At 69.8% G+C, this 25,253-nt stretch carries 19 protein-coding genes and 2 pseudogenes; 14 read left to right on the top strand and 7 right to left on the bottom strand.

The genetic code is table 11. The annotated features are described in order from the left end of the window. The coding region (locus H305_RS0115785; protein WP_158690538.1) for a helix-turn-helix domain-containing protein at positions 1-306 on the bottom strand (306 nt) is incomplete at its 3' end. Between the two features lie 522 nt (positions 307-828). Between H305_RS0115785 and H305_RS0115780 the strand changes: the two genes are divergently transcribed. The 4 genes and pseudogenes from H305_RS0115780 to H305_RS0115770 all read left to right on the top strand — a co-directional run bounded on the left by H305_RS0115780 (position 829) and on the right by H305_RS0115770 (position 3,397). After that, on the top strand, positions 829-1,899 hold the full coding sequence (locus H305_RS0115780; protein WP_028801224.1) for a zinc-dependent alcohol dehydrogenase family protein: 1,071 nt from the start codon (positions 829-831) through the stop codon (positions 1,897-1,899). 19 nt (positions 1,900-1,918) lie between these two features. After that, on the top strand, positions 1,919-2,062 hold the full coding sequence (locus tag H305_RS54010; RefSeq protein WP_199791412.1) for a hypothetical protein: 144 nt from the start codon (positions 1,919-1,921) through the stop codon (positions 2,060-2,062). A gap of 191 nt (positions 2,063-2,253) precedes the next feature. Continuing rightward, a pseudogene (locus tag H305_RS50650) lies at positions 2,254-2,394 on the top strand (respiratory nitrate reductase subunit gamma); the annotation flags it as partial. Between the two features lie 166 nt (positions 2,395-2,560). Beyond that, positions 2,561-3,397, top strand: a complete 837-nt coding sequence (locus H305_RS0115770; protein WP_028801223.1) for a universal stress protein — start codon at positions 2,561-2,563, stop codon at positions 3,395-3,397. 43 nt (positions 3,398-3,440) lie between these two features. Here H305_RS0115770 and H305_RS0115765 read toward each other — a convergent pair whose 3' ends face one another. After that, positions 3,441-3,902 (bottom strand): pyridoxamine 5'-phosphate oxidase family protein, encoded by a 462-nt coding sequence (locus tag H305_RS0115765; RefSeq protein ID WP_028801222.1) that lies wholly within the window; start codon positions 3,900-3,902, stop codon positions 3,441-3,443. Positions 3,903-4,530: 628 nt separating this feature from the next. Continuing rightward, the gene (ppdK, locus tag H305_RS0115755; RefSeq protein WP_028801221.1) at positions 4,531-7,218 is read right to left on the bottom strand and encodes a pyruvate, phosphate dikinase; all 2,688 of its coding nucleotides are present in this window, start codon (positions 7,216-7,218) and stop codon (positions 4,531-4,533) included. A gap of 316 nt (positions 7,219-7,534) precedes the next feature. Between ppdK and H305_RS0115750 the strand changes: the two genes are divergently transcribed. The 3 genes from H305_RS0115750 (at position 7,535) to H305_RS0115740 (ending at position 11,603) form a co-directional block, all read left to right on the top strand. Further along, positions 7,535-9,262 carry a GAF domain-containing protein gene (locus H305_RS0115750; protein ID WP_028801220.1) on the top strand — a complete coding sequence of 576 codons (1,728 nt, stop codon included), beginning with the start codon at positions 7,535-7,537 and terminating at the stop codon, positions 9,260-9,262. Between the two features lie 653 nt (positions 9,263-9,915). Further along, the gene (locus H305_RS0115745; RefSeq protein ID WP_028801219.1) at positions 9,916-10,140 is read left to right on the top strand and encodes an SHOCT domain-containing protein; all 225 of its coding nucleotides are present in this window, start codon (positions 9,916-9,918) and stop codon (positions 10,138-10,140) included. A gap of 194 nt (positions 10,141-10,334) precedes the next feature. Beyond that, a complete protein-coding gene (locus tag H305_RS0115740; protein WP_199791407.1) occupies positions 10,335-11,603 on the top strand; it encodes a multicopper oxidase family protein in 1,269 nt (422 codons plus the stop codon). Positions 11,604-11,985: 382 nt separating this feature from the next. Here H305_RS0115740 and H305_RS0115735 read toward each other — a convergent pair whose 3' ends face one another. Next, positions 11,986-13,506, bottom strand: a complete 1,521-nt coding sequence (locus H305_RS0115735) for an alpha/beta fold hydrolase (RefSeq protein ID WP_028801217.1) — start codon at positions 13,504-13,506, stop codon at positions 11,986-11,988. A 112-nt stretch (positions 13,507-13,618) separates the two neighbouring features. Between H305_RS0115735 and H305_RS0115730 the strand changes: the two genes are divergently transcribed. The 3 genes from H305_RS0115730 (at position 13,619) to H305_RS54815 (ending at position 16,801) form a co-directional block, all read left to right on the top strand. Then, positions 13,619-14,521, top strand: coding sequence for a MerR family transcriptional regulator (locus H305_RS0115730; protein WP_037764129.1), 903 nt, complete (start codon positions 13,619-13,621; stop codon positions 14,519-14,521). Positions 14,522-14,831: 310 nt separating this feature from the next. Further along, on the top strand, positions 14,832-15,362 hold the full coding sequence (locus H305_RS0115725; RefSeq protein ID WP_234020837.1) for a hypothetical protein: 531 nt from the start codon (positions 14,832-14,834) through the stop codon (positions 15,360-15,362). Between the two features lie 632 nt (positions 15,363-15,994). Continuing rightward, positions 15,995-16,801 carry a hypothetical protein gene (locus tag H305_RS54815; RefSeq protein ID WP_028801214.1) on the top strand — a complete coding sequence of 269 codons (807 nt, stop codon included), beginning with the start codon at positions 15,995-15,997 and terminating at the stop codon, positions 16,799-16,801. A gap of 216 nt (positions 16,802-17,017) precedes the next feature. On the opposite strand, the pseudogene H305_RS54810 reads toward H305_RS54815, so the two are convergent. Further along, positions 17,018-17,263 (bottom strand): annotated as a pseudogene (locus tag H305_RS54810) (helix-turn-helix domain-containing protein); the annotation flags it as partial. 318 nt (positions 17,264-17,581) lie between these two features. Next, entirely contained in the window at positions 17,582-17,986 is a 405-nt protein-coding gene (locus H305_RS56390) for a MarR family winged helix-turn-helix transcriptional regulator (RefSeq protein WP_051370615.1), read from the bottom strand. Positions 17,987-18,496: 510 nt separating this feature from the next. On the opposite strand from H305_RS56390, the gene dxs reads away from it, so the two are divergent. From dxs to H305_RS0115695, 3 genes are all read left to right on the top strand, one after another. Beyond that, positions 18,497-20,446, top strand: coding sequence for a 1-deoxy-D-xylulose-5-phosphate synthase (dxs, locus tag H305_RS0115705; RefSeq protein ID WP_028801212.1), 1,950 nt, complete (start codon positions 18,497-18,499; stop codon positions 20,444-20,446). 51 nt (positions 20,447-20,497) lie between these two features. Further along, positions 20,498-22,051 (top strand): DUF488 family protein, encoded by a 1,554-nt coding sequence (locus H305_RS46065; protein WP_324608102.1) that lies wholly within the window; start codon positions 20,498-20,500, stop codon positions 22,049-22,051. A 186-nt stretch (positions 22,052-22,237) separates the two neighbouring features. Further along, a complete protein-coding gene (locus H305_RS0115695; RefSeq protein ID WP_028801211.1) occupies positions 22,238-23,689 on the top strand; it encodes an FG-GAP and VCBS repeat-containing protein in 1,452 nt (483 codons plus the stop codon). Between the two features lie 473 nt (positions 23,690-24,162). Here H305_RS0115695 and H305_RS56045 read toward each other — a convergent pair whose 3' ends face one another. Further along, on the bottom strand, positions 24,163-24,648 hold the full coding sequence (locus H305_RS56045) for a nuclear transport factor 2 family protein (RefSeq protein WP_051370614.1): 486 nt from the start codon (positions 24,646-24,648) through the stop codon (positions 24,163-24,165). Positions 24,649-24,800: 152 nt separating this feature from the next. On the opposite strand from H305_RS56045, the gene H305_RS0115685 reads away from it, so the two are divergent. Next, entirely contained in the window at positions 24,801-25,172 is a 372-nt protein-coding gene (locus H305_RS0115685) for a VOC family protein (protein ID WP_028801209.1), read from the top strand. Positions 25,173-25,253 lie beyond the last annotated feature (81 nt).

Raw genomic sequence — 25,253 nt, 5'->3', positions numbered from 1 at the left:
GGGCCCCTTGCGACCACCCTTGAGGGAGGCGAAGAAGTTGCGGTACGCAGTCTCGACGTCCCGCAGGGACTGCTGGAGCACCACCGCGGAGACCTCGCCCAGCCAGGACCGCTCCACCGTCCCTTTCGCCTCGGTGATCAGCCTCTTCGACAGCTCCGCGGCCTTGGGGAACGGCTGCTTGGCCGCTCTGGCCTCCTCACGGGCGCGGACCGCGTCGTTGAACACGACACGGGCGCACCCGAACGCCCCCGCCAACGCCCTCTGTTGGCCGGTGTCCGGGTACAACCTGAAGGAGTACTGGAACACCGCGCGCACGGGGCGTCGTTCGGCACGCAGTTGTGCGAGTGCCTCGTCGATGGCGTGCGCCGTCACCGCACCCGCGGCCGCGCCGCCGACCGCGACGATCGCCCACACGGCCGGCACGACCCAGTCTAGGTCCGGGGACGGGCCGACCAGGTGCGCCGCGGGGACGCCCGGCACTGAATTCGCAGCTGACGTAGGGTTGTTCGGCCGATGGCGGCAGGGCGGCGGCCGACGGTGGAAGCACGCACAAGCGCCTCGGACAGGCTCCCGTGCGGCTCGAAGGGCCGAACGGTCCCTGGAAGCTGGGCGCAGTGGGCCCAGGGACATCCCTGCGGATGGCGCGCGCAACCGGCGCCGTCAGGCCGGCGAAGTGGCCCGACCGGCCCAAGCGGTCCGCGTACCCGGAGGCCAGGCTGGACCTGCGGGGCAAATCCCGCGCGGGGGCGGCGTCAGGCTCGAACTGGTCGCCGAGACCTCATAGCCGGAACCGGGCTCCGCAGCCGATCGAGTGGAGTGAGGAGCGCCATGAAAGCCTTCGTGTTCCACGGCGCCGGACAGTCCGCCTGGGAAGAGGTCCCGGACCCGGCCATCAAGGAACCCACCGACGCGATCGTGCGCGTCGGGACGGTCACCGTCTGCGGCACGGACCTGCATATCCTCAAGGGCGACGTCCCCGAGGTGCGCCCCGGCACCGTGCTGGGGCACGAGGCCGTCGGTGAGATCGTCGAGACCGGCAGCGACGTCCGCACCGTGCGGCCGGGCGACCGGGTCCTGGTCTCCTGCATCAGTGCGTGCGGTCGCTGCGCCTACTGCCGTCGGGGAACGTACGGTCAGTGCCGTGACGGCGGAGGCTGGATCCTCGGCCACCTGATCGACGGCACCCAGGCCGAGTACGTCCGCGTCCCCTACGCCGACCTGTCCGTGCACCCCCTGCCCGCCGCCATGGACGGCAAGGACGCCGTCCTGCTGGCCGACATCTTCCCCACCTCGTACGAGGTGGGGGTGCTGAACGGACGTGTGCGTCCCGGAGACACAGTCGTCGTGGTCGGCGCCGGTCCCATCGGTCTGGCTGCGATCGCAACGGCTCGTCTGTTGAGCCCCGAGCGGATAGTCGCCGTGGACCTGGCCACCGCCCGGCTGGAGGCCGCCCGCAAGCTCGGCGCCGATGCGGTGGCTGACGCCGGGGAGACTCCCGAACAGCTGATCGCCGACCTGACGGACGGGCTCGGAGCGGATGTTGTGATCGAGGCCGTAGGCGTCCCGCAGAGTTTCGAGTTGTGTACTCGCATGGTTCGGCCGGGTGGCCACGTCGCCAACGTCGGCGTGCACGGTGCACCGGCGACCCTGCACCTCGAGGACCTGTGGATCAAGAACGTCACCATCACCACCGGTCTGGTCGACACCTACTCCACCCCGACCCTGCTGCGGATGGCCGCTGCCGGGCGGCTGCCCACCACGCAGCTGGTGAGCCACACCTTCCCGCTCGACCACATGGAGGAGGCGTACGACGTCTTCGCCCGCGCCGCCGAGACCGGCGCCCTCAAGGTCGTGCTCGGAGGAGCACAGCACGAGACCGTCGCCGTGCGCGCGGTCTGAATCGAAAAGCGTGACGACCATGCCCGAACGGACGGGAAGCGACACCGCAAGGGCGGCGGAGCGGCCGCTGGTCCATCTGGCGCGCCGACTCGCCGCCCGGTGCGTTCAACTCGGCCTCACCCGGCAGGAGATGTCCGTCCGGGCGGGTATGGCGTCCACCTGAGCGGGCGCCCATCGTCCGTATCGTCCGCACACGCCAGGCGCTGCCCGCAGTGCTGCCGGTCAACTTCCCTGCTCGGTCACGACCAGCTGCACCGGCGTCGAGCACGCCTGGTTGAACAACGACGAGACCGAGCGCGGTGTCGGCTACCCGCGCCGCTACGAGGACGAGGAACAGCAAGCCCCGACCGTCGCCTCCTCTTCGCCGCCTGGCCGTTCACCCGACTCGTCCACGTGTGGAGCGCCCCGATCGGCTGCCTCGTCCGTCCCTGTCTGGTCCACCGGCGGCGCGCCACGACGCCGGCGCTGGAACCGCGTCCGCACCACGCCGTATGACACGCCACGCTCCCGCCGACGCGGCAGGTGGACCGAACGGCCCCGTCTCAAGGGGCCGTTCGTCGATTCGGCGGGTGCCCTCGACCCCTGCCGTGCGCCACGGCGGAGTACGAGCATCGTTGGTGGAAGCGCACTGACAGAGCGCGTAGCGAAGGGAATCAGGGCCATGACTCACCACCATCACGTGGCCGTCGGCGTGGACGGTTCACTGATCTCCACCCGGGCGCTGGACCTGGCCGCGGCCGAGGCGGCCCGTCGCGGAACCACGCTGCGCGTGGTCTACGCCGTGGCCGACCGTGACGAAGCGGGACCCGTCCTTGCCGCCGCCTGCGCGCGCGTCCACCAGCGGTATCCCACACTGACCGTGGTGGTCACGGCGGCGGAAGGAGACGCCGTCCGGGAGTTGACCCGGGAGAGTGCCGACGCGGCCCTCACCGTCGTGGGAACCAGGGGACTCGGCGGTTTCGCCGGCCTCGCGCTCGGGGCGGTGAGCCCGCGCCTTGCCGCGCACACGCACAGCCCGCTGCTCGTCGTGCGGGGAAATCGCACGCACGACGACGACCACCGCGACGTGTTGCTCGGCCTGGAGAGCGACATCGACGCCGAAACGGCCCGCTACGCCATGCGGGAGGCGGAGCGGCGCGGTGCGCGGCTCCTGATCCTGCACTCGCGGACGCATCGGCACACGAGCCCCGAACTGCCCTCACCGATACCGGCGACGAGCCCGGGCCAGCAGCGCCTGGCTCTCCACGACCGGGCGGAAGAGGCGGTCTCCCGATTCGCCATCTCCGGGATCCGAGAGGAACACCCTGGTGTGGAGGTCGAGAGTCGAACGGTCCGCGCCGCCCCGGCGCACGCACTGGTCGAGGCCACACGGGATGCCGCCGTCGTCGTCATCGGATCGCGCCGAGCGGGTGGCCGTCACGGCGCTCGTCTCGGGCCGGTCGCCCACGCCCTGTTGCACCGCTCGCACTGCCCTGTGCTCCTCGTCCCCACCGAGTGACCACCCCGGTATCTCCTCGAATCCGCCGGCGCCCGGGCGTGGATCAGACCCCGCCCGGGCCGCCTGCCGTGAGCAGAACACCGGTGACCAGGTCCGGCCGGATCCGGACCGCCAAGTCCATGCTCTGGTCCACCCACGGCCGCAACATCGTCTGATAACGGACCAGTTCACCAGGGTCGGTGACCAAGTGGGCGTATCCCGTCACCACCACGCTCCAGCCCAGGTGCGTCTCCGGGTCGATGGCGTCGGTCTCATAGGCGACGACCACACCGGGACCGTCGGTCTGCCGGGTGTACGCGGCCAGATCGGCGCCCTCGTGGGTCCGGATGACGATGTGACCGTCGACCAGGACATGGTTGACAGGGCGGACGGTAGGCAGGGCGTGCCGGGTGAAGACGACCCTCCCCAGGGACACGCTGCTCAGCAGACGCAGCGCCTCGGCGCTGTCGAGTTCGGTGCTGCGACGCGGCTCCGCGGCGACGGGCAAGTGGTTGTCGTGGACCATGAGGGCTTCCGTTGGTGTGCGTTCGAGGTATTGCTCACTGCTCGATCGGCATACGGCGGGAGCGGCACCGCGGGGGAACGGTGCCGCTCGTGCCTTCACTGTTTCCCGGTCCTTGGCCCTTTCCAAGGGCCAATGGTCCCCGGTGGGGGTCCCGTAGGGCCCTCACGCGTCGCAGGGGAGCTTCCGCGGCTCCCGCCTCGGTCCGGGGATCCGCCTCGCCACGGAGGCGGCCCGGCAGTCCTGCGAGCCGTGCCGGCGCGGTGCGCGGCGCGCTCCGCCTGGGCGCGCAACCGTTCCCCCAGGCGGTCGGCGAGCTGATGTGCGTCGGCTTCACGCACGAGGACGACGACGAGCCGGCCGTCGACCGCGAGCTCCGCCCCGGCCGCCCAAGGCAGCAGGACATGGTGCGCCGTGTCCCTCGTGACCGTCACTCGACCGCTGACGGCCTCGAGCCCGGGCCGGGCCAGAGCCGCGTCGACCTTGGACCGGATGTACGAGAGTGCTTCGTCCTCGACGCCACCGTTCGCCCGTATCTGGACGGTGTCGTGGGTGTCCTGGGCGCTGACGTCCCTGTCGGTCATGTGCTCCGCTCCCGTTGGTCGTTCATCGTCGCTGTCGGTGTCGGGGTTCATCGGCTGTCGCTGCCCTTGGCCGACGGCAGTGCCGCCCGGCCCGCTTCCAGACGGGCCACCGGGACCCGGAACGGCGAGCAGGAGACGTAGTCGAGTCCCACGGAGTGGAAGAAGTGGACGGAGTCGGGGTCGCCTCCGTGTTCGCCGCAGACGCCGATCTTCAGGCCGGGGCGCGTGGCGCGGCCCTCGTCGACGGCGATGCGGACCAGGCGGCCCACGCCGTCGGGGTCGATCGTCTCGAAGGGGGACGCGGGGAAGACGCCCTTGTCGAGGTAGGCGGAGAAGAAGGCCGCCTCGACGTCGTCGCGGGAGAAGCCCCAGGTGGTCTGGGTGAGATCGTTCGTACCGAAGGAGAAGAACTCCGCCTCCTCAGCGATGCGGCGCGCGGTGAGCGCGGCGCGGGGTAGTTCGATCATCGTGCCGACCGGGCACCGCACGGGAACACCGGACTCCTCGGACACCTCGGCGAGCGCCCGCTCCACTTCCGTGCGTTCGATACGCAGTTCCTCGACGGCGCCGACGAGCGGCACCATGATCTCGGCCTGCGGTGAGCCCCCGGCGCGCATGCGGGCCACGACGGCCTCGGCGACGGCCCGCACCTGCATGGCGACCAGTCCCGGAACCACCAGGCCGAGGCGCACGCCCCGCAGGCCGAGCATCGGGTTCTCCTCGTGCATGCGGTTCACCGCTTCGAGCAACTCGGCGTCGTGCGGGTCGGGCTGCTCCCCACGTGCTTGAGTGGCAGCGACGCGTACGGCGAGGTCGGTGCGATCGGGCAGGAACTCGTGCAACGGCGGGTCCAGAAGACGAATCGTGACCGGCAGGCCGTCCATCGCCGCCAGGATGTCGGTGAAGTCCTGCCGCTGGAGCGGCAGCAGAGCCGCCAGTGTCCGGTCGCGATCGGCGTCGGTGTGGGCGAGGATCATCTCCTCCACCAGCTTGCGGCGCTCACCGAGGAACATGTGCTCGGTCCGGCACAGCCCGATGCCCTGCGCACCGAACCGGCGGGCACGCCGCGCGTCCTCGGGGGTGTCGGCGTTGGCGCGTACCTCCAACCGCCTTACGGAATCGGCCTGTTCAAGGGCTCGGGCGACTGCCGCTATGACGCCGTCGGACTGCTCACCGGTCTCCAGGTACCGCATTGCCGCGGAGGCGACCAGCGGAACCGCGCCCGCGTACACCGCGCCGGCGGAGCCGTCCACGGAGATGACCGTGCCCTCCTGGACGACGGTGCCGTCGGGGGTGGCGAAACGCCGGGTCTCGGTGTTCACGGCGAGGTCTTCCGCGCCGCACACGCAGACCTTGCCCATGCCCCGGGCGACGACGGCCGCGTGGCTCGTCTTGCCGCCGCGGCTGGTCAGCACGGCTTCGGCGGCGACCATGCCGGGCAGGTCGTCGGGGGTGGTCTCCTGGCGGACTAGCACCACCTTCTCGCCGGTCCTCGCCCGCCGTACCGCCTCGGCGGAGTCGAAGACTGCCGCGCCTACCGCCGCGCCCGGGGAGGCCGGGAGGCCGTGGGCGAGTGGCTCGCCGAGGGCGTCCGTGTCGAAGCGCGGGAACATCAGCCGGGCCAGGCCCTCCCCGCTGACGCGGGCCAGTGCCTCCTCCGATGTGATCAGCCCTTCCTCCACGAGCTCGGCGGCGATGGCGAACGCGGCCTCGGCGGTGCGCTTGCCGACCCTGGTCTGCAGCATCCACAGAGTGCCGCGCTCGATGGTGAACTCGATGTCGCACAGGTCGCGGTAGTGCCGCTCCAGAGTCGCCATGTGGTCACACAACTGCCGGTACGACCGCGGGTCGATGTGTTCGAGCTCGGTCAGGGGCACGGTGTTGCGGATGCCGGCGACGACGTCCTCGCCCTGGGCGTTGGCGAGGTAGTCGCCGTACAGGCCGGGCCTGCCGGTGGCCGGGTCGCGGGTGAAGGCGACGCCGCTGCCGGAATCGGCGCCAAGGTTGCCGTACACCATGCGCTGGACGGTGACGGCCGTGCCCAGGTCGTCGGGGATGTGCTCACGCCGGCGGTACAGCCGGGCCCGCTCGCCGTTCCAGGAGCGGAAGACCGCGAGGATCGCGAGGCGCAACTGCTCAGCTGGGGACTGCGGGAACGCCTGGCCCGTCTCGTCGAGGATCAGCTGCTTGTACGTCTCCACCAGGCCGGCCAGGTCGTTCGCGTCGAGATGCAGGTCGTCGGGGACTTCGCAGGCCTCCTTGAGCCGGGTCAGGGCCTCCTCGAAGCGGGCGACGTCGACTCCCATGACCGTGCTGCCGAACATCTGGACGAGACGGCGATAGGAGTCCCAGGCGAAGCGGTCGCTGCCGGACGTCTTGGCGAGGCCCACCACGGACTCGTCGTTCAGGCCGATGTCCAGGACCGTCTCCATCATGCCCGGCATGGAGAACCGAGCCCCGGACCGGACGGACACCAGCAGCGGATCGTCCTGCTGCCCCAGTCGGCGTCCGGCGGAGGCCTCCAGAGCGGACAGGTGCCGGGAGACCTCGTCCGACATGCCCTCCGGCTCGGCACCGGACCCGAGGAAAGCGCGGCAGGCGTCGGTGGTCACGGTGAAGCCCGGTGGGACCGGCAGTCCCAGCCGGGTCATCTCGGCCAGGTTCGCGCCCTTGCCGCCCAGCAGATCCGCCATGTCGCGGCGGCCCTCGCAAAAGTCGTACACGTGACGGACCATGACGGTGTGCTCCTCGGCTCGGTGGGCTCGGTCGGTCTCTCCTGCGCTCTTCGATCACGACGCGGCTCCAGCGTCGAACAGGGCCCGGCGGACAGGGCAGGTGCTGTCGGTCCCGACGACAGGGCCGAACGGCCCCAGCGCATGGCCTTCGGCGGTCTGCGCCGGTGCCCGTACCGCCTTCGTTCACAGCGAGGGCGACCACCGGACCACCTGCCGCCGGATCGGAAGCCCTACTTTCACGCTCCGTGGGCCGGTAACGTGACGGGATACGGGAGCGGTCGGTGTCCGCCCGCCCGGGAGACCGGAGGAGACGCAGGTGGGAAGCCCCGAGGAGCCCCAGGGGGCGCGCATACGGTTGCCGCAACTGAGGCTGGACGAGCTGCTGGAGGAGCTGCAGGCACGGCTGGACGCGGCCCGCGGCACCAGGGACCGGGTGCACAGTCTGCTGGAAGCGGTTCTCTCCGTCGGCCGTGAGCTGGAGCTGGAGCAGGCGCTGCACAGCATCGTCGAGGCCGCGTCGGTGCTGGTCGATGCGGAGTACGCGGCCCTGGGAGTGATCGGACCCGACGGTACGCGGCTGTCCGCCTTCCACACGGTCGGGGTCAACGAGGAGCAGATCGCCCGGATCGGTCCCTTCCCGGAAGGGCACGGCATCCTGGGGGAGTTGATCCGCCGACCCGAGCCTCTGCGGCTCGCGAAGCTCTCGGAGCATTCGGCCTCGTACGGCTTCCCACCGGGCCATCCTCCGATGCACACCTTCCTCGGGGTTCCCATCCGGGTGCGCGAGCAGGTCTTCGGCAATCTGTATCTGACCGAGAAGCGGGGCGGCGCGCACTTCGACGAGGAGGACGAGTCGGTGCTGTCGACCCTGGCGGTGGCGGCCGGTGTCGCCATCGACAACGCCCGCCTGTACGAGGAGTCCCGGCTGCGCGAGCGCTGGCTGCAGACCAACGCGGAGATCACCCACAACCTGATGTCCGGCGGCGGGCGGGCCGAGGTGCTCGGGCTGATCGCCGAGCGGGCCGGGGAGATCACCGGCTCGGCGCTGGCCGCGGTCGCGGTGCCCATGGACGACACCGAGGCACTCTCCGTGGAGATCGCCGTCGGGCTGGACTCCGAAGCCCACCAGGGGCTCGTGCTGGGCATGGACCGCAGCCTGATGGGGCTGGCCTTCTCCAGCGCGACCTCCGTAACCAGCACGGACGTCGGCCACGATGACCGGATCTCCCTGGAGCCACCGAGGTTCGGGGGACTCGGCCCGGCGGTGGCCGTGCCCATCGGCACAGGCGTGGCGGGTGCGCGCGGCGTGCTTCTGCTCGCGCGGGAGTCCGGTCGACCGGCGTTCACGCAGACGGAGACCGAGACGCTGCAGGCCTTCGCCGCACAGGCCGCCATCGCGATGGAACTTGCGGAACGCCGGCAGGACGCCGAGCAGGTCGCAGTACTCAAGGACCGCGACCGCATTGCCCGCGACCTGCACGACCTGGCCATCCAGCGATTGTTCGCCACGGGTATGACCCTGCAGAGCGCCGGTCGCTTCATCGAGCACCCCGAGGCCTCTGAGCGCGTCGTGCGCGCGGTGGACGACCTCGACGAAACCATCAAGATCATCAGGTCGGCGATCTTCGGCCTGCGGGAGCGTGACGGAGCAGTTGGGGCGGGATTGCGTGCCCAGGTCGTGCGGGTCGTCGGTGAGGCCGCCCCGGTGCTCGGCTTCGCACCCAGCGTCCGGATGGAGGGCCTGCTGGACACCGACGTACCGCGGGAGATCGCCGCCCATGTCGTCGCCGTACTCTCCGAGGCCCTCACCAACATCGCGCGGCACGCTCACGCCGGCCGTGCCGACGTCGTCCTCACATCCGACTCCCGCCAGGTCCGTCTCACCGTCGCCGACGACGGCGTGGGCATCCCGCCCGAGGGGCGCCGCAGCGGACTGCGCAATATGGGAGAGCGGGCCCAACAACTGGGTGGGGAGCTGGAGTTGAGCTGCCCTCCCGAGGGTGGCACCACGTTGGTCTGGCGGGTGCCGGTGCCCGCGGAATAGCGGGGCGCCGCGTACCGACCGAGAAGGCGTCTTCGCGGTGCGACCGACCTGCGGAGTGCGGGCCATCCGGAACCCATGCGTGGCCTCCGCGCCCCGCTCAGGCGAAAGGCGCCCACCTAGCGGATACCTCACGCATTCGGCATACCGCAGCGATCGACACCTGCCGGCCCGCGACGACACCGCGACTACGGGCTCAGTGGTTGGCACTGACCTCCGGCTCACCACCGAAGATCCCCCACGGACAGCACAGTCGATGAGCTCTGCATAATCGGTTGAACACGCAGAGCGCCTGCTCGTTGCGATGCTCGCGAGCCAATTTCGGGACCTAACACGGCCCGGCCGGTGCATCGGGCATGCGAGGGTGATCGACCCGCCGATCAGGGCGGTGGGAAAAGATCTTGATGTGGGTGGGAAAAGGCCATCGAAGCCGCGGTCATAGCTCTGACCAGCGCATTTCGTCGGTTTCCTTCACTGTCTGCTCAGCCTGCGCGGGTCCCGGCAGCGGTCGGCGGTGGCCCCTGGCAAGCGCCGTCGCAGCCGTTGCCGGGACGTTGGACCTTGCAGGTCAGGGCCGTCAGCCCGGCGGTGATCTGATGGCGGGCTTTAGCCTGGAGGTAGGCGAGCCGTTGCGTGGGCGAGGAGCGTGATCGGCGATGACGGTCAATGGCTGGATCATGGGCTGGATGTGGATCTGGCCGGTCTTCACCGTGGCCGGCCTGCTGCTCATCGGCTTCGTCGCGGTGCGGCAGGTACAGGGAGGACTCGCGTCCCCGCCCGCACCTCGCTCGGTCGGCTCGGCAGCATGGACCCTCGACGAACGCCGCGCTCGCGGAGAAATCGACGAGGACGAGTACGGGCGTCGCCGGAGGCTGCCGTGAGCGGCCATCCGATCAGCCGACGCCAGGCGTTGGCGTTGCTCGGATTGGGTGCAGCCGACGTGGCGGCCGGCACAGTGAGGCGGGCAGCCGGTGCGGGCGCGCCGCCCGCCGACCAGAGCCGGAGTCAACCCGGCGAAGCCGGCGAGCGTTTGCGCCAGCCGCCGGTAACGGCCAGCCGCGGCGGAGTGCTCGACGTGACCCTCACTGCCGCCCCCGGAGCTCGACTGGCCGGCCGCGAAACGTCGGCGTGGGCGTTCAACGGCACCTGCCCGGGACCAACCCTGCGGTTGCGGCCCGGGGACCTGCTGCGAGCGCGACTGATCAACCACATCGACCAGCCGACGAACCTGCACACCCATGGCCTGCATGTGTCCCCGCATGGCAACGGCGACAACCCCTTCCTCACCATCGAGCCCGGCGACAGCCTCGACTACGCCATCGCCGTCCCGACCGACCATCCAGCCGGCACGTTCTGGTATCACCCGCACCACCACGGCACCGTCGCCGACCAGATCTTCTCCGGCCTGGCCGGGGCGCTGCTGGTCGACGGCGGCCCCGCCCCTGATCTTTCGGTGGCCGACGACCTGGTCCTGCTGATCACCGACACCACCCTGGACGGGGCCGGCCGGGTCGCCGCTCCGAGCAGGATGTCCAGAATGATGGGCCGCGAGGGCGAGCTGGTGCTGGTCAACGGCCAGCACCAGCCGGTCATCACCACCGCACCCGGGGCGGTGCAGCGGTGGCGGGTCATCAACGGCTGCGTCTCCCGCGTGCTCGCGCTGCGTCTGGCGGATCATCATGTGACCCAGATCGCCCTCGACGGCGTGTTCCTGCCCGCCCCGGCCGATCGGGACGAGATGGTGCTGGCTCCGGGAAACCGCGCCGACCTGCTCGTGCGCTCCACCCGCAGCGGCCGGTACGCGCTGGTCAGCGAGCCATACGACCGCGGCAGCCTGGGCATGATGGGAGGCGGCCCCTCCGCCGCCGGCCCGGTCACGCTGGCGACCCTGGTCGCGTCCGGAGCCGCCGAGGCATCAGCCGCGTTGCCCACGAGACTGCCCGCTCCGTCGACCCCGCCGGACAACGTGAGCAGACGCCGTCAGATCACCCTCGCGGCGGGCATGGGCGGAATGGGCATGGGCGGCACGTCCTTCACCATCGACGGGCGGACCTACGACCCCGAGCGCGACGACCAAACCGTCGCGCTGGACACCATCGAGGAGTGGACCGTGGTCAACACCAGCACCATGGACCACCCGTTTCACCTGCACGCCTGGCCGTTCCACGTGCTGACTGGCGCACCTGCCGCAGGCGTGCTCCAGGACGTCGTCCTGGTGCCGGCCCGGGGTTCGGTGCGACTGCGGATCCCCTTCACCGACTACCCCGGCCGCAGCGTCTACCACTGCCATATCCTCGATCACGAGGACCTGGGCATGATGGCCACTATCAACGTCCGCCCCTGACGGGCTGCACTGCGCGCTACACCGGCGACAGCCGGTTCCGCCGCGACATGATGACCCGCATGCGCATCAGCATCGACGCCGACAGGCTGGCCGGCCTCAGCTGTCCCCCGCCCAGGGCAGCAACCAGCCGAGCGACGACGAGAACCGTCGCCGTCGATCGTGCGGCGGAAGTGACCGGTGAGGTCCGCCCAGGCCCTCTGATCGACGAAGCTCCCCGCGACGCCGTCCACCACCACAAAGCGGTCGCCGTCCGGAAGGCAGCCAGTGGGCACCACCGGTGGGACGATGCCGTGGACACCTCTCGCCGTGAGGCGCCCCCGGGAGGGCGTGACGTTCGGAACCTCCCGGGCGGGACGGCGCCGCGGAGCCGGCCGGCGACGCGTCAGCGCTTCAGGTGCCCCAGTACGGACGCCACCGCTCGTTCCACGGCTCGGCGCGCCGGCTCCGTGTGGTCGATCGTCTCGAAGCCGTGGTGGCCGAGCGGTACGTCGACCACTTCGACATCGGCGTCGCATTCCTTGGCGGCGGCGAGGAACTCCTCGACGGTCGCCGCGATCTCCGCACGCTCCAGTTCCACCCGGGTCAGCACGATCGGCAGCCGGCCGGAGGTACGCACCTCGACCGCCGGGCGGAACCGGGAGTCGACGAGCCCCCAGTTCGGCAGTGGCGCGAGGATCGGATAGGTCGCCGCCACACACCGCAACCAGGGCGGCGGGGCCCCCAGCCACCGCGCCGAAAGCAGGCCGCCGCCGGAGAAGAACCACAGCGCCACACGGTCTTCGTCGACCCGCGGATCGGCCCGTACGAGGGCGACCGCCTCGGCTATGTCCTCGGCGGCCCGCCCGTAGTCGGCGAGATCGTGCAACCGGTGGCCCACCGTCACCCCTACCGCGCCCTCGCCGGCGACGTACTGGGCGTAGCCGACGAAGCCCGGCCAGTCCCGTGGGGTCGGCCGCACGTCGGGGTGGACGGGGCCGCCATGGACGAACACAACGGCCGGTCGGGGGCGCTCGTCCTCCAAGAGATCGTCCGGGAGGTGGAACTCGACCCGCCCCACCCGCTCGCGAGACCGTTTCGGCACTTCGATCAGGAAGGGGCGTAGGTGTCCGGGCTGTTCGCTCACCTTCGCGGACACGCGGTGCCCCTCTCCCGCGGCGGCCCGGAGCAGGACGTGAGCCACCTCGTCGGCCTGGGAGAGCATCGGCCAGTGCCCGGTGCCGAGTTCGAAGAAGCTCACCCGGGGGTCGGTCAGCACCTGGAAGCGGGGGTCTCCCAAACCCACCAGGCCCTCGACCATCGCGATGCTCGAACCGTTCGCGACGCACAGGACGCCCGTCGCCGGCAGCGCGGAGACTGCTCCCGACAGCCGGAGCGGCTGGGTGAGTGTCCTTGCCGGCTGGGGTACCGCGTTGTCCGTCAGCCGGGCCAGCATCTCGGGCGTGAGTCCTGCGACGCTGCCCCAGTGCTGCCATTCATCGAGGGACGGTGGCGGGACCTGCCAGTCGTCCCCGACGGCTGCCGCCGGGCCCGACAACCGGCTACGGGTCGCCTCGTCGGGGAGCAGGGTGAGGGCCTGGTCACCGTCCTGAGGCATACCGGCGTCGAGGTGGACGATCCGCGCGATCCGCTCCGGACGCCGGTCGGCCGCGCCGAGCACCGGGTGAATGCCATAGCAGTGACCCACCAACACCACCTCCGGCGTGTCCACTTGGTCGATCAGCCGCAACAGATCGCCGACATGCGTCTCCAGGTCCGTGTCAGGTCCCGCCGCAGGGGCCTGTCCACCCATGCCGGTGAGGGTCACCGGGTACGCCTCGGCCCCCGACTCCCGCAGCCGGTCAGCCACCCCCTGCCATATCCACCTGCCTGTGTGGACGCCTGCCACCAGGATGAATGCCGTCATCGCCGTCTCCTCGCACACGGTGGTCCGCGGAGCCGGCCGTACCGGCGCTCCGCGCTCGCCGGTACGGTAGGAACTCCCCCTGAGGGAGGTTCAAGTCGTGTCGTCCGAGAGCATGTTGAGTATCGGGGAGCTCGCCGAGCGCGCGGGCGTCACCGTCAAGACCGTCCGCTTCTATTCCGACCGCGGCCTGCTGCCCGAGAGCGTCAGGAGTTCCGGGGGGCACCGCCGTTACGGCCCCGAGGCGCTCGAACGACTGCATCTGATCCGCTCTCTGCGCGCCCTCGATCTGCCGGTTCCCGAGGTGGGCCGGGTCCTCGACGAGAAGGACGCACTGGAGGACGTCGTCGCGGGGCGGTTACGGGAGATCGGCTCGCGGCTGACCGCCCTGCGCTGGCAGGAGGCGGCCCTTCAACTGCTCCAGGACTGCGCCCCCGACGAACGTGCCGAGCGACTGCGGCTGATCGGCTCCGTGGCCGTCCCGCCCAGCACGGCCCCGCTGGCGCGGTTCTGGCGGCGCTGGCTGCCGCCCAGGCTCCCGGCCCGGCTGGTCTCTGCCATCGTCGAACAGGCGGTCCCACAGCCCCCCGAAGGACCGACGCCGGCCCAGGTGCTGGCCTTCACCCGCCTGCACGCCTTCGTCAGCGCCCCCTGCCCCGGCAAGGGCCGCCAGGGCCAGCCCGCGGCGCACGGACCGGACGGGGGACGCCCGGCCGTGCTCTACGACGGTCTCGGCGAGGCGTACGGGCTGGCCGCGAGGCAACTGCGCGCGGACCGCTCACCGCACGGGGGCGAGGCACTCGACTGCTTCGTCTCCGCCTACGCCCGCTCACGCGGTACGCGGGACACTCCCGACTTCCGACGCCGGCTCAGTCGGCTGCTGGCCGCCGATCCCCGGATCGATCACTACTGGGAACTCACCGCCGAGCTCAACGGCCCCACGGAACCGACCCCGGGCGCCGCCCACGACTGGCTGTGCACAGCACTGGAGAACTCGACAGCCCACGTGTCGGGCTGAACACCACGGGCCGCCTCCCCTCTCCGGTCGGTCGATGCCCACCAGATGGGTGTCGCCGATGTGACGTCCGGGCGGCGTCCCTCGGGCAACGCCCCTCTGCCTCTGCCTCTGCCTCTGCCTCTGCCTCTGGACAGCCTCATCGACCATCTGCCGCCCCGCGAACGCGGCGCATCACCCAAGGCGCGGTGGAGCAAATCGAGACAACAACGACTGCGCAACGGGTGGGTAGCGAGGCTACGGCCCGCCGCCGATCGCTCCCTACCATTCGGGGAGTGGGGGCTCATGTGCGCTTCCGGACAAGGGGACTGGCATGGGGTCGATCACTGCGCGTCCGGTATTGCGGCGCTTCGTCGCTGCCCTCGCGGTCGGCGTGGCCCTGACCGCAGCCTCGGGGTGCACGGTGCCCGTCGATGCCGTGGCCGGCATCTCTGTGACCGGCGACGGCCGTCTGCTCGGTGTCATGATGGTCTGCGGACATCAGATCGATGGCGCGACCCTCTACGTGGACAATGTCGACGTCGACAAGAAGGTGACGGTCGGTTCATGGACCGCCGACCGCCCCGTCGAGACCGGTCTCGCCACTTGGACCCTCGATTCCCCTGCCGTCGGGTGGACCGCGACCAGATCTCTCGCTCCGCTCACCACCAGGACCACGTACACCCTCTACGGGTGGACCAAGGACAACTCGTGGTCATCAAGCAGCGTTTCCTTCACCCTGGCCGAACGGGACCGGCTCACCCCGGGTAAGGTCCGCTACCACAACATCTCAGACGACGGCGACGAGTCCGCAGTGACCGTCTCCATGACGGAGTTCAAGGCCAAGGCCTGCCAGAACGTGTGACGCGTCTATTGTCCTGGCCGCGGGCAGAAATCGCATGATGAAAACGTCGCAGCTCACCCGCCCAATTGGTGCGCCGGCACTGACACTCAAGGTGCCGCCGGACCACCACTCCGGTCAAGAGACAAGCTGCTCCGATGCTGCAGGAGTCAGGATCGTGTCCGGCCGTCACGGGGGTCGTTGAAGAAGGCAACGCGCACAGCTCCCCCGGCAGATGCGCGATGAGAGTGCGGGCCCTAACCTCGCCCGGCTTCGGGCCCGCACTCGATGATGGTCGAGACGTCGATGGTGCCGACGGCACCGGCGATATGGCTGTGACCGCGTTCACGCAGAAGGCAGAGGGCACGCTCAGTCAAACGTCACCGTGGTCCGGTGCTTGCTCGGTCTGCGGAGCGGGCGCCGACCGGTGGCTCGGTCACCGGCGGGGCGGGGCCGGGCAGGACGTGCGATGGCCTGGCCGGTGATGCAGTACACCAGCACTGCGCTTGTATGATCACTGTGCAGGAGGCGCCTGAGGCCTCCGTGCACCGGTTCATGCAGACCGTTCCGCCCGGTCGGGAGACATGGCACCGGGAGGCGACCGTCCAGGCCGATCGGTCCGCCCGAATGCGGCGCCAAGTTTCCTGGAGTTCTCCATGCGCAGTCCCGTCCTGCTGGCCACCGCCGCTGCGTTGCTGTGTGCCGGATGCTCAACTGCCGACTCGGAGGACGCCGCCGACGCCCGTGCCTCCGCGGCGCCGACTTCCTCGGCCACGTACCAGAACGCCGTACGCAAGGCCGCCGAAACCGTCGGCAAAGGCAGCGCCGGTGTCGACGAACAGATCGACATCACCGGCGACGGCAGGACGTACACCCTCACCGTCACCGGTGACTTCGACTTCGCAGCAGACCGGGGCAGCATTGCGGTCGACTTTCCCGGTGGCGGTATCGACCACAGCGAAGAAGTCTTCGCGGACGGCAAGATCTACGTGAGCGGCACCGCAGGGACCGACGACGGCACCTGGGGAGTCATCGCCCGCGACGAAGCGGAAGTCCATTACGCACTGCGGGCACCCCTCAACGATCCAGAACACGTCCTGCGACAGGTGTCCGCGATACGCAAGGTGTCGAAGGTGGGCGCAGAAACCGTCGGCGGGGCACGTGCCGTGCACTACCGCGGCGTGCTGGGCCACGCCGCCCTCACCCTGCGGATGGCTGACGACGTGCGGCACAAGACGGACCAGGCCCGCGCCTCTGTCGGCAGTGACATCCCCGTCTTCGTCGACGCGTGGGTCGACGACAAGGGCCGGCTCGTGCGTACCCGTATGACCTTGAACATGTCGGGCTCCGGCGTGACCGCGACCATGGATCTCTCGGACTTCGGTGAGCCGGTGAAGCCGAAAGCCCCGAAGTCCGCTGACACCTACCCGGTCACCAGCGTCAGCGGAGTGCTGCTTGGCTGAGCCGCCCCGCACACGAGTCCCCGACACGACGAACCGACGGGCCGACCGCCGATGCAGCGGCGGACCTGACACCCGTCCCGCCGGGCCGGACTCTCTCGTGCCGCGGCACGAAACAGGATCCGGCGGACGCTGACTGCGGCCGGCCTCGATGCACAGCTTCCGGGCTTCGTCGGCCAGGGCGTCAAGGGTCCAATCCGGCGGCCCGGACTCATCCGCCACGGGCGGCTCTCCGCCAGCCTGCACGGCCGGCCGACCTGGCGCCGTCTGCTTGACCAGGCCGATGATCCTTGACCGCTCCGCCTCGGTGATCCGCCGCTTGCGGCCCTGCCCACCCAGATCCTCCAGCCCGTCCAGGCCCAAGCGATTGAAACGGTGCCACCAGCGACGGACCGCCTTCGGGCGGCACCTCAACTCATCCGCGATGGCAGGCACTCGCAGACCGGACCAGCTCAGATCGACCATCCGTGCCCGCAGGACCAGCTCACGCGGCGCCTTGCGCGCTCGCGGCAATCGCCGGACGAGCCGTTGCTCGTTCTCATCACGGCTCGGCCGTGCCCGTGACACCACCGTCCAGCACCCGCCCCCAAGCTACCCCGCCACCAGGACTTATACCCAGAGAAGGAGGAATCCAGCCTAAGGGCTGTCCCGTAATCCCCGGTGGATCAGCGCGCGGCGTCAGATGCGGTGCATCGCAAAGCGGAGGGCCGTCCTGGCGGTCCGACAACGCGGCGAGGTGCCGTAGCTGTCGTCGTGCGCCCGCCAGGGATTACGGGACAGCCCTTAGCCGGGGGCTGGTGACCTTCGAGTGGCGACACGTCCGCGGACGAGGCGCCGCCCGAGCACCGCCCGAGCAGTCTTCTCGGCGTCCGTGAACCTGGCACGTCCTGCGTCGGTCAGGGTCACCTCGACGGTCCTGCGGTCTCCGTCACGGCGATCGCGCTCGATCAGTCCGGCCGCCTGCAGACTTTTGAGGAGGGCGGACATCCTGTGCCCCGATTCCTGAAGGAACGCGGTCAGCCGGGCCACGGGCACGGGCCGGCCCCCGGCCTCTGCGAGGGCACCCAGAACAAGGTAGTCGTGAAGCGCCAGACCGTGCAGTCTTCTCAACTCACCGTGCAGGAGACCCAGAGTCCACAGGATCGGCGGAGGCTGCCGTGTGCTGTCCAACGGATCGCAGTCGACCATGGTCTTCTTCCAAGAGTGGTTCCTCCGGCCGCGAGCCCACGGCCTGACGTTCACAACCAGGTTGCGTACGGGACCGATGGCGGGCCGTGCGGACATTGGACCCACGGATCGGGACACGGCGTCGTTCGCCTGCTCCATCATTCGGTGCCGGGCCCGGAGCGCGGGCATCTGCAGGGCGAATGTCCGGATGTGAGGCTGATGCGGCCCGCAGGTACGGCTGTTCCTGCCCTTCCTGGGTTCTACCGTCGTCCGTGCGGCGTGGTCACACAGGCCGGGGCGTGAACGGAAACCAGATCTTCGAGCGCATGACGCGAAGGGCACACATGTGTCAGGACGGCTCATCCCGACGGGCCCGCGCCCGTGGTCGACTCCGCCTGCCGCCGCTCGAAGCAGAGGTCATTCATGGCATCGACCATCCGGTGAGCAATGGAGCGATGCCCAAAGGGGTGTGCGTGAGCTACCCGCCGTTCGTCCGCCGGGAGCACGGCAACATCGAGGAGGAGCAGCGGAATGAGCCTGCTGGCAGGCATCAACCAGCCCGCGGACCTGAGGAGTCTGAGCCACGGAGATCTGGACCGGCTCGCCTGGGAGATCCGCCACTTCCTGGTCCGCCATGTCGCGGCCACAGGCGGCCACTTGGGACCGAACCTCGGCGTTGTGGAGCTGACGCTGGCGCTGCACCGGGTCTTCGACTCCCCGCGCGACCGGCTGCTGTGGGATGTCGGGCACCAGGCGTACGTCCACAAGATCGTCACGGGGCGGGCCGGTGAGTTCTCCGGCCTGCGGCAGCGCGGCGGGCTCTCCGGATACCCCAGCAGAGAGGAGTCTGCGCACGACCACATCGAGCACTCCCACGCGTCGGCGGCCCTGTCGTACGCCGATGGCATGGCCAAGGCCGGACAGCTCGCCGGGGAGACGGACCGGCACATCGTCGCTGTCGTCGGTGACGGGGCGCTCACCGGCGGGCTGGCCTGGGAAGCCCTCAACAACATCGCGGAGGCGCCTGACCGGCCCCTGGTGATCGTCGTCAACGACAACGGACGTTCGTACGCGCCGACCGTGGGTGGACTCGCGCGGCACCTGGCGGCCCTGCGCGCACACCCCGGCTACGAGCGTCTCGCCGGCTGGGGCAGACATGATCTCGACGGTGCCAGAACGGTGGGGCGGGCGCTGCACCGCACTCCGCATGCGGCCAGGGAAGGTATCAAGGGGCGTCTGCGGGCGGGTACCAGAGAGTGCCACACGGACTCCGTGATGCCGCACCCGCTCTTCGTCGAGCTGGGACTTGAGTACCTCGGGCCCGTCGACGGCCACGACATCGCCGCCCTTGAAGCGACCCTGGTACGGGCCAAGGCCCATGGAGCGTCCGTCGTCGTCCACTGCGTCACACGCAAAGGGCACGGGTACGCGCCTGCTGAGCAGGATGAGGAGGACCATTTGCACGGCATCGGCGCCATCGACCCGAGGACGGGGCGCCCGCTGCGGCCTGCCGGTCCGACGTGGTCTGAAGTGTTCGGCCGGGAATTGGTGGACCTGGCGGAGGTGCACCCGGGTGTCGTGGCCGTCACCGCGGCCATGCCCGGCTCGGTCGGTCTGAACGATTTCGCCGCGAGGTACCCCGCACGGTTCTTCGACGTCGGGATCGCCGAGCAGCATGCGGTCGCCTCGGCCGCCGGGATGGCCATGGCGGGGCTGCACCCGGTCATCGCCCTGTACGGCACCTTCTTGAACCGCGCGCTCGACCAGGTACTGATGGACCTCGCTCTGCACCGGCTCGGTGCGACCCTCGTACTGGACCGGTCCGGAGTCACCGGTGACGACGGCCCCAGCCACAACGGGCTGTGGGACCTGGCGATGCTCCAGGCCGTCCCCGGCCTGCGAATCGCGGCTCCCCGCGACGCGCACACGCTGCGGGAGCAGCTGCGGCAGGCCGTATCGATCAACGACGCGCCGACGGTCCTGCGCTACCCGCGCGGCGGGATCGGTCCGGCGATTCCTGCGGTCGGCAGCACCGGCACGGTCGACGTACTGCGTGAGACCCCCGAAACCGGCGTCCTACTGATCGCGGTCGGAGCGATGGCACACGTCGCCCTCGAAGCGGCAGAGCTGTGCGCCGAGCAGGGCGTGGAGATCACCGTGGTCGACCCAGGGTGGGTCAAGCCACTCCCCTGCGAGCTGCTCACGCTTGCTGCGGAACACTCCCTGGTCGTCACGGTCGAGGACGGCCTCCTCAGCGGAGGAGTGGGGGCCGCGGTGGGCCAGGCCCTGCATGAGGCGGACGTCCGGGCGCGTGTGCGTGCCCTGGGGGTGTCCGACGGGTTTCCTCCACAGGCCACACGGACCGAGATCCTCGCGGAAGCAGGCCTGAACGCGCAGGCCATCGCGCAGACCATCAGGCAGGCCGTCGTGACCGCCGTGTCCACAAGTCCCCGCGTAGTCGTTACACCCAAAAGCCACTGAAGTGCGCATTCAACTAAAATGGATCCACCGCAAGCGGCCCGAGGATGCCTCATGGCCAAACAGATAACCTGCCGCAGCATCTACGAGCAGACGCCTTCCGAGGACGGGGAGGTCGGCAATCGCGTCCTGGTCGACCGACTCTGGCCGGGAGGCATTCGCCGGCGGGGCGCGCCCGTCGACGAGTGGATGCGGGGCATCGCTCCGTCCGCCGAGCTGCAGCGCTGGTACGGATACAACTCGCTGCAATTCGATGAATTCCGTCGCCGCTATCTCCTCGAGCTGGGCGATCAAGGGCACCGGCAGGCGGCGGCCCGACTACGGGACATGGCAGAACACAGCAACCTCACCCTGCTGACCGCCACGCGGGACTTGGGTCGTAGCCATGCCCTGGTCCTCGCCGAATGGCTCAGGGATCGGGTCGATCGCGATCCACGCGGTCCCGACAGCCGTTCCGAGCCCGGGCGTACCGGTGCCGCGCCCCGATCGCCCGGACACCACGCAGCCCTCTCCACGGCGGTGGCGAACCTCAACGCGGGGGCGCTCGCCTTCGTCATGGGCACCGGAATCGTCTCCACGGCCTTGTACGTCATCGGCGCCGGCACCGCCTCCGCCCTACTGCTCTGGGTCGCTCTGGCCGGTTTCGTGGTGCTGGTGCCCGCCTACGGATGGCGGTTGCTGCGCCATCGCGAGCGGTTCGTCGCGGACCTCCTCGGTCCGCGCGGCTTCGCCTTCCTCACCCTCGCCATCTCCGCCAACGTGCTCGCCGGGCGCCTCGCGCCGGACGGCCACACCGCGGTGGCGGGAGCGTTCCTGGCGTTCGGGACCTTGGGGTGGCTGGTGCTGGACTACGGCATCCCGTTCGCGCTCATCACCACGTTGAAGCGGAGTCCGTCGCTCGACCACGTGAACGGCACCTGGTTCCTGTGGGCCGTGGGGTCGGAGTCGGTGGCGGTGGCGGCGGCCTCGCTCGCCCAGGTGACCCCCGGCCACGTCCTGCCCGTACTGGCGGTGGTGTGCTGGGCCGTCGGCCTGGTCCAGTACCTGCTGACCGCCGCGATCGTGCTGGCCAGACTACTGGCGCGGCCGGTGCAGCCGGAAGGCCTCATGACGTCCGTCTGGATCTTCATGGGGGCCGCGGCGATCGCAGTGCTCGCCGGCGTGCGGCTGATCTCGCTGCCGTCCGGCGACACGCTGCTGGCGCGGCCGGTCATCCTCGGATCGTCCGTCGTCCTGTGGTCGTTCTCCAGCTGGCTGATCCCGCTGCTGCTGGCCTTGGGCGTATGGCGGCACGCGCTGCGCCGGATTCCGCTGCGCTACGGACTCGACTGGTGGAACCTCGTCTTCCCCATCGGTATGTACGCGGTCACCACGCACGAACTGGGACGCGCGACCGGAACATCGTGGATGACCACCATCGGCCGCTGGGAAGTCTGGGTCGCTGCAGCCGTCTGGGCTGTCGCGTTCGCCGCCATGGTGGCTGCCGCGCTCCGGCCCCGCCCCACGCCCGCGCGGGGCACCGGTGCCAAGTACGGATCCGGTACCGGTGCGGGGCAGGCAGCCCGCCCGGAGAGTACGGACTCGGCGCCCACCGGGACCCCGCCGTAGTCGACGGCGCTCACCGGTTCCGTCGCGTACCGCTTACGGCGTGGGCGCCGCTTTCCCCTGTCGGAGAGCCTCCTGCACCTGTCCCAGAGGATGCGTACAACCATTCGGCCGCCGCGTTCGTCGTAGAGCGCAGTCGATCAGATCAAGATCAGGTCGCTCACAGCACGCTCTCGACAACGGAGACCCATGCACGCCAGACGTACCGCCCTCGCTGCTGCCGTGGCCCTCACGGCAGCGGTCGGCACACCGCTCCTGACCGCCCCCGGAGCGTCGGCGGCCCCCGCCAAGCTGTCCGACGACTTCAACGGCGACGGCTACCGCGACTTCGTCATGCTGGGCGGCTCGCACGGCAAGGACGGCCGGGTCACCGTCGTCTACGGCACGTCGTCCGGTCCCGGCACCCGCGTCCAGACCATCCACCAGGATTCGCCGGGCATCCCGGGCGCGGTGGAGGCGGATGACGGGTGGGGAACCGCCGCCACCACGGCCGACCTCGACCGCGACGGCTACGCCGACCTGGTGGTCTCCTCACCCGGCGAGGACGTCGGAGATGTGCAGATGCGTGGCGGGCTGACCGTCGTCTGGGGCAGCGCGACGGGCCTCGGATCGGGCACGGTCTTCAACTCGCCCGTCGCGCAGGAGTACGAGGGCTCAGGTGACGCGTTCGGCGAGGACGTGGTCGCCGGCGACTTCGACGGCGACGGAGACCAGGACCTGGCCGTCACCAGCAACAGCCGGGCGGGCGTGGTCCTCCTGAAGGGCCCCTTCACGCGTGCCGGCGGCAAGAGCGGATGGGACTCCCTCGGCAACTCCTACGGCCTCCTGTGGGCCCCCAACCTGGTCGCCGGCCGGGTCACCGCCGACGCCGCCACCGACCTGTACATCCTCGGCGCCGACCTCCAGCGCAACACCGACGCGGACCTGCGGGTCTACTTCCACCGCGGGGGCAGCACCTTCACCCAGCAGGCGGGCGCGATACGGGTGCCCGACGACGGTGGCCACCAGGGCGGCGACATCCTCTCCGTCGGCGACTTCGACAAGGACGGTTACGGCGACCTCGCCATCGGCCGCGGCTACGAGTCAGGCGACAGCGAACGCGGTTACGTCACCGTCCAGTACGGCGGTTCCAGCGGCCCCGACACCGCCCGCAAGCCGGTCAAATTCACCCAGAACACCACCGGCATACCCGGCTCCTCCGAAAACGAGGACTACTTCGGCTCCGCCGTCGCCGCCGGCGACGTCAACGGCGACGGCTACGCGGACCTCGCTATCGGCGCCCGCGGCGAGGACCTCGGCACCAAGCGCGACGCCGGCGCGGTCACCGTTCTGTTCGGTCGCGCGGGCGGCCTGTCCGGCACCGGCGCCACGTCCTACACCCAGGACACCTCCGGCATCACGGGCACCGTCGAGACCCAGGACCAGTTCGGTGCCCACCTCAAGCTCACGGACTACACCCGCGACGGCCGCGCGGACCTCGTGATCGATACCAACGAACAGCTCGGCTACGAGGACCGCTGGGGCCTCGTCCATCTACTCAAGGGCGCCGGCTCGGGCGTGACGACGACCGGCTCGAAGTCGTACTCGGTGACGTCACTGAAGCTGTCGTACACGCGACTGGGCGGGCCCTTCGCGCGCTGAGCCCCTGACCGCTGAGAAGCGATCCACAGCCAGCCCCCGCCTGCCGGTTCCGAAGCCGCAGGCGGGGGTTTTGCGTCCAGTGCTCTGACCGGAAGGTTCGTCGCGCCGCGCCAGGGCGCCTGGAGAGCCTGTGATCACCATCCGCGTGGTGTGTGACGTGTGTCGGCGGCGTATCACCCGACCCTGATCCATCCAAGATCATTTTGAAGTGACCGCCCAGCACGGACAGTCATGGCATCCCTCCCACAGTGAACGCCCGGTCCGCGAATAGATCAACGAAGCCCAACCACCGCCGGGCCGCCTCAACACGCTGACGCCCTTGCGGTCCCCCGGGAGGCCCGCTTCTGCGGCTGGCGACACGTTTCTTACCGGCACGTCGGCCGTGAGTTCAGCGAGACTGAGGAACTTTCACCGGGGGCACGGTGTCTTTTACAGGCGTGCTCGGAAGTGCGGTGGGTGCGTCGTCACTGAGTTCAGGAAACATCCTTCCGCAACGACTCGATGAGGAGGTCGAGGTCCCCGCGTGCCGTGTACGTACGGATCGGGTCGATGTAGTCGCGTGACTCGATGATCTGACCGTCCCGCACACGCATGACGAAGATGCAGGGCACCTTGGCCATGGAGTCGTCTGGCGACGTGAACTCGTAGGCGAACTCGGCGACGATCACTTCAGGATCGGCTGTCTCGTGAACGACGACATCCACGACACTCCTCTTCGGCAAGGACTCCCGAACTTCCGGCGGCACGGTGAAGTGCTCCCGGAGCGCACGCCGACTCGTCAACGGCTCGGACTCCGGCGTCGCCATCGGATGCCGGACATCGGTGACCTCGCCATACAGGTCGGGCAACTCGCTTGAGTTCCCGTCGGCGACCCCATGAACAAGCCGGAGAAACACCTCGCGCGGACTCAGACTCACAAGACCCCCTCCAAGTAATACGCACAGGCAGTTAACGATCATTATCGCGTACTCCAGCCGTAGATCGTGATGTGACAGACGAGTGGCGGGCGGTGCAGCTAAGGTCTACGGGCTCCGCGGCCCCACGCTGTGCCTTGCTCTAGGTCGGGCCGTGGCTCACCAGAGCCGTGGGCCCGTGCTGTTGGAGGACCCCAGTGATCGGCAAGTTGCAGTGCGTGGTTCTGGACTGTCCGGACGTCCTTGAACTCGCCAGGTTCTACCAGTCGCTCCTCGGCGGAGAGGTGAACCAGCCCGATCCCAGGTGGGCAGTCAGTGACGACTTTTCGACCCTTCACACGGGCTCTGGCCTTGTGTTTGCGTTCCAGCGCGTGAAGGACCACCGGTCGCCGCGGTGGCCGGACAGCACGTACCCGCAGCAGTTTCATCTGGACCTCGATGTCCCAGACCTTGACCAGGCCCAGGAACAAGTCCTCAGCCTCGGCGCCACACTGCTCCACGTCGACACCCGCGGCTGGAGAATCTTCGCAGATCCGGCGGGCCACCCCTTCTGCCTCCTCCGGGGCTGACGAGGAGGGCCTGGACCCCTGCAGTCACTCCCAGGACCCTCCACAGGCCTCATCGTTGCAGATCAGGAGCATCTCTCGTGT

This window comes from Streptomyces sp. 142MFCol3.1 (assembly GCF_000424945.1).
GTDB lineage: Bacteria > Actinomycetota > Actinomycetes > Streptomycetales > Streptomycetaceae > Streptomyces > Streptomyces siamensis.
This window is presented reverse-complemented; position numbering and strand designations above follow the sequence as displayed.

Coding starts and splice junctions, on each gene's coding strand:
- ppdK (WP_028801221.1), bottom strand. CDS start 7,218: ATGGTCCGTCACGTGTACGACTTTTGCGAGGGCCGCCGCGACATGGCG.
- H305_RS0115780 (WP_028801224.1), top strand. CDS start 829: ATGAAAGCCTTCGTGTTCCACGGCGCCGGACAGTCCGCCTGGGAAGAG.
- H305_RS0115770 (WP_028801223.1), top strand. CDS start 2,561: ATGACTCACCACCATCACGTGGCCGTCGGCGTGGACGGTTCACTGATC.
- H305_RS0115695 (WP_028801211.1), top strand. CDS start 22,238: ATGCACGCCAGACGTACCGCCCTCGCTGCTGCCGTGGCCCTCACGGCA.
- H305_RS0115745 (WP_028801219.1), top strand. CDS start 9,916: ATGACGGTCAATGGCTGGATCATGGGCTGGATGTGGATCTGGCCGGTC.
- H305_RS54010 (WP_199791412.1), top strand. CDS start 1,919: ATGCCCGAACGGACGGGAAGCGACACCGCAAGGGCGGCGGAGCGGCCG.
- H305_RS0115735 (WP_028801217.1), bottom strand. CDS start 13,506: ATGACGGCATTCATCCTGGTGGCAGGCGTCCACACAGGCAGGTGGATA.
- dxs (WP_028801212.1), top strand. CDS start 18,497: ATGAGCCTGCTGGCAGGCATCAACCAGCCCGCGGACCTGAGGAGTCTG.
- H305_RS54815 (WP_028801214.1), top strand. CDS start 15,995: ATGCGCAGTCCCGTCCTGCTGGCCACCGCCGCTGCGTTGCTGTGTGCC.
- H305_RS56045 (WP_051370614.1), bottom strand. CDS start 24,648: ATGATCGTTAACTGCCTGTGCGTATTACTTGGAGGGGGTCTTGTGAGT.
- H305_RS0115725 (WP_234020837.1), top strand. CDS start 14,832: ATGGGGTCGATCACTGCGCGTCCGGTATTGCGGCGCTTCGTCGCTGCC.
- H305_RS46065 (WP_324608102.1), top strand. CDS start 20,498: ATGGCCAAACAGATAACCTGCCGCAGCATCTACGAGCAGACGCCTTCC.
- H305_RS0115765 (WP_028801222.1), bottom strand. CDS start 3,902: ATGGTCCACGACAACCACTTGCCCGTCGCCGCGGAGCCGCGTCGCAGC.
- H305_RS56390 (WP_051370615.1), bottom strand. CDS start 17,986: ATGGTCGACTGCGATCCGTTGGACAGCACACGGCAGCCTCCGCCGATC.
- H305_RS0115730 (WP_037764129.1), top strand. CDS start 13,619: ATGTTGAGTATCGGGGAGCTCGCCGAGCGCGCGGGCGTCACCGTCAAG.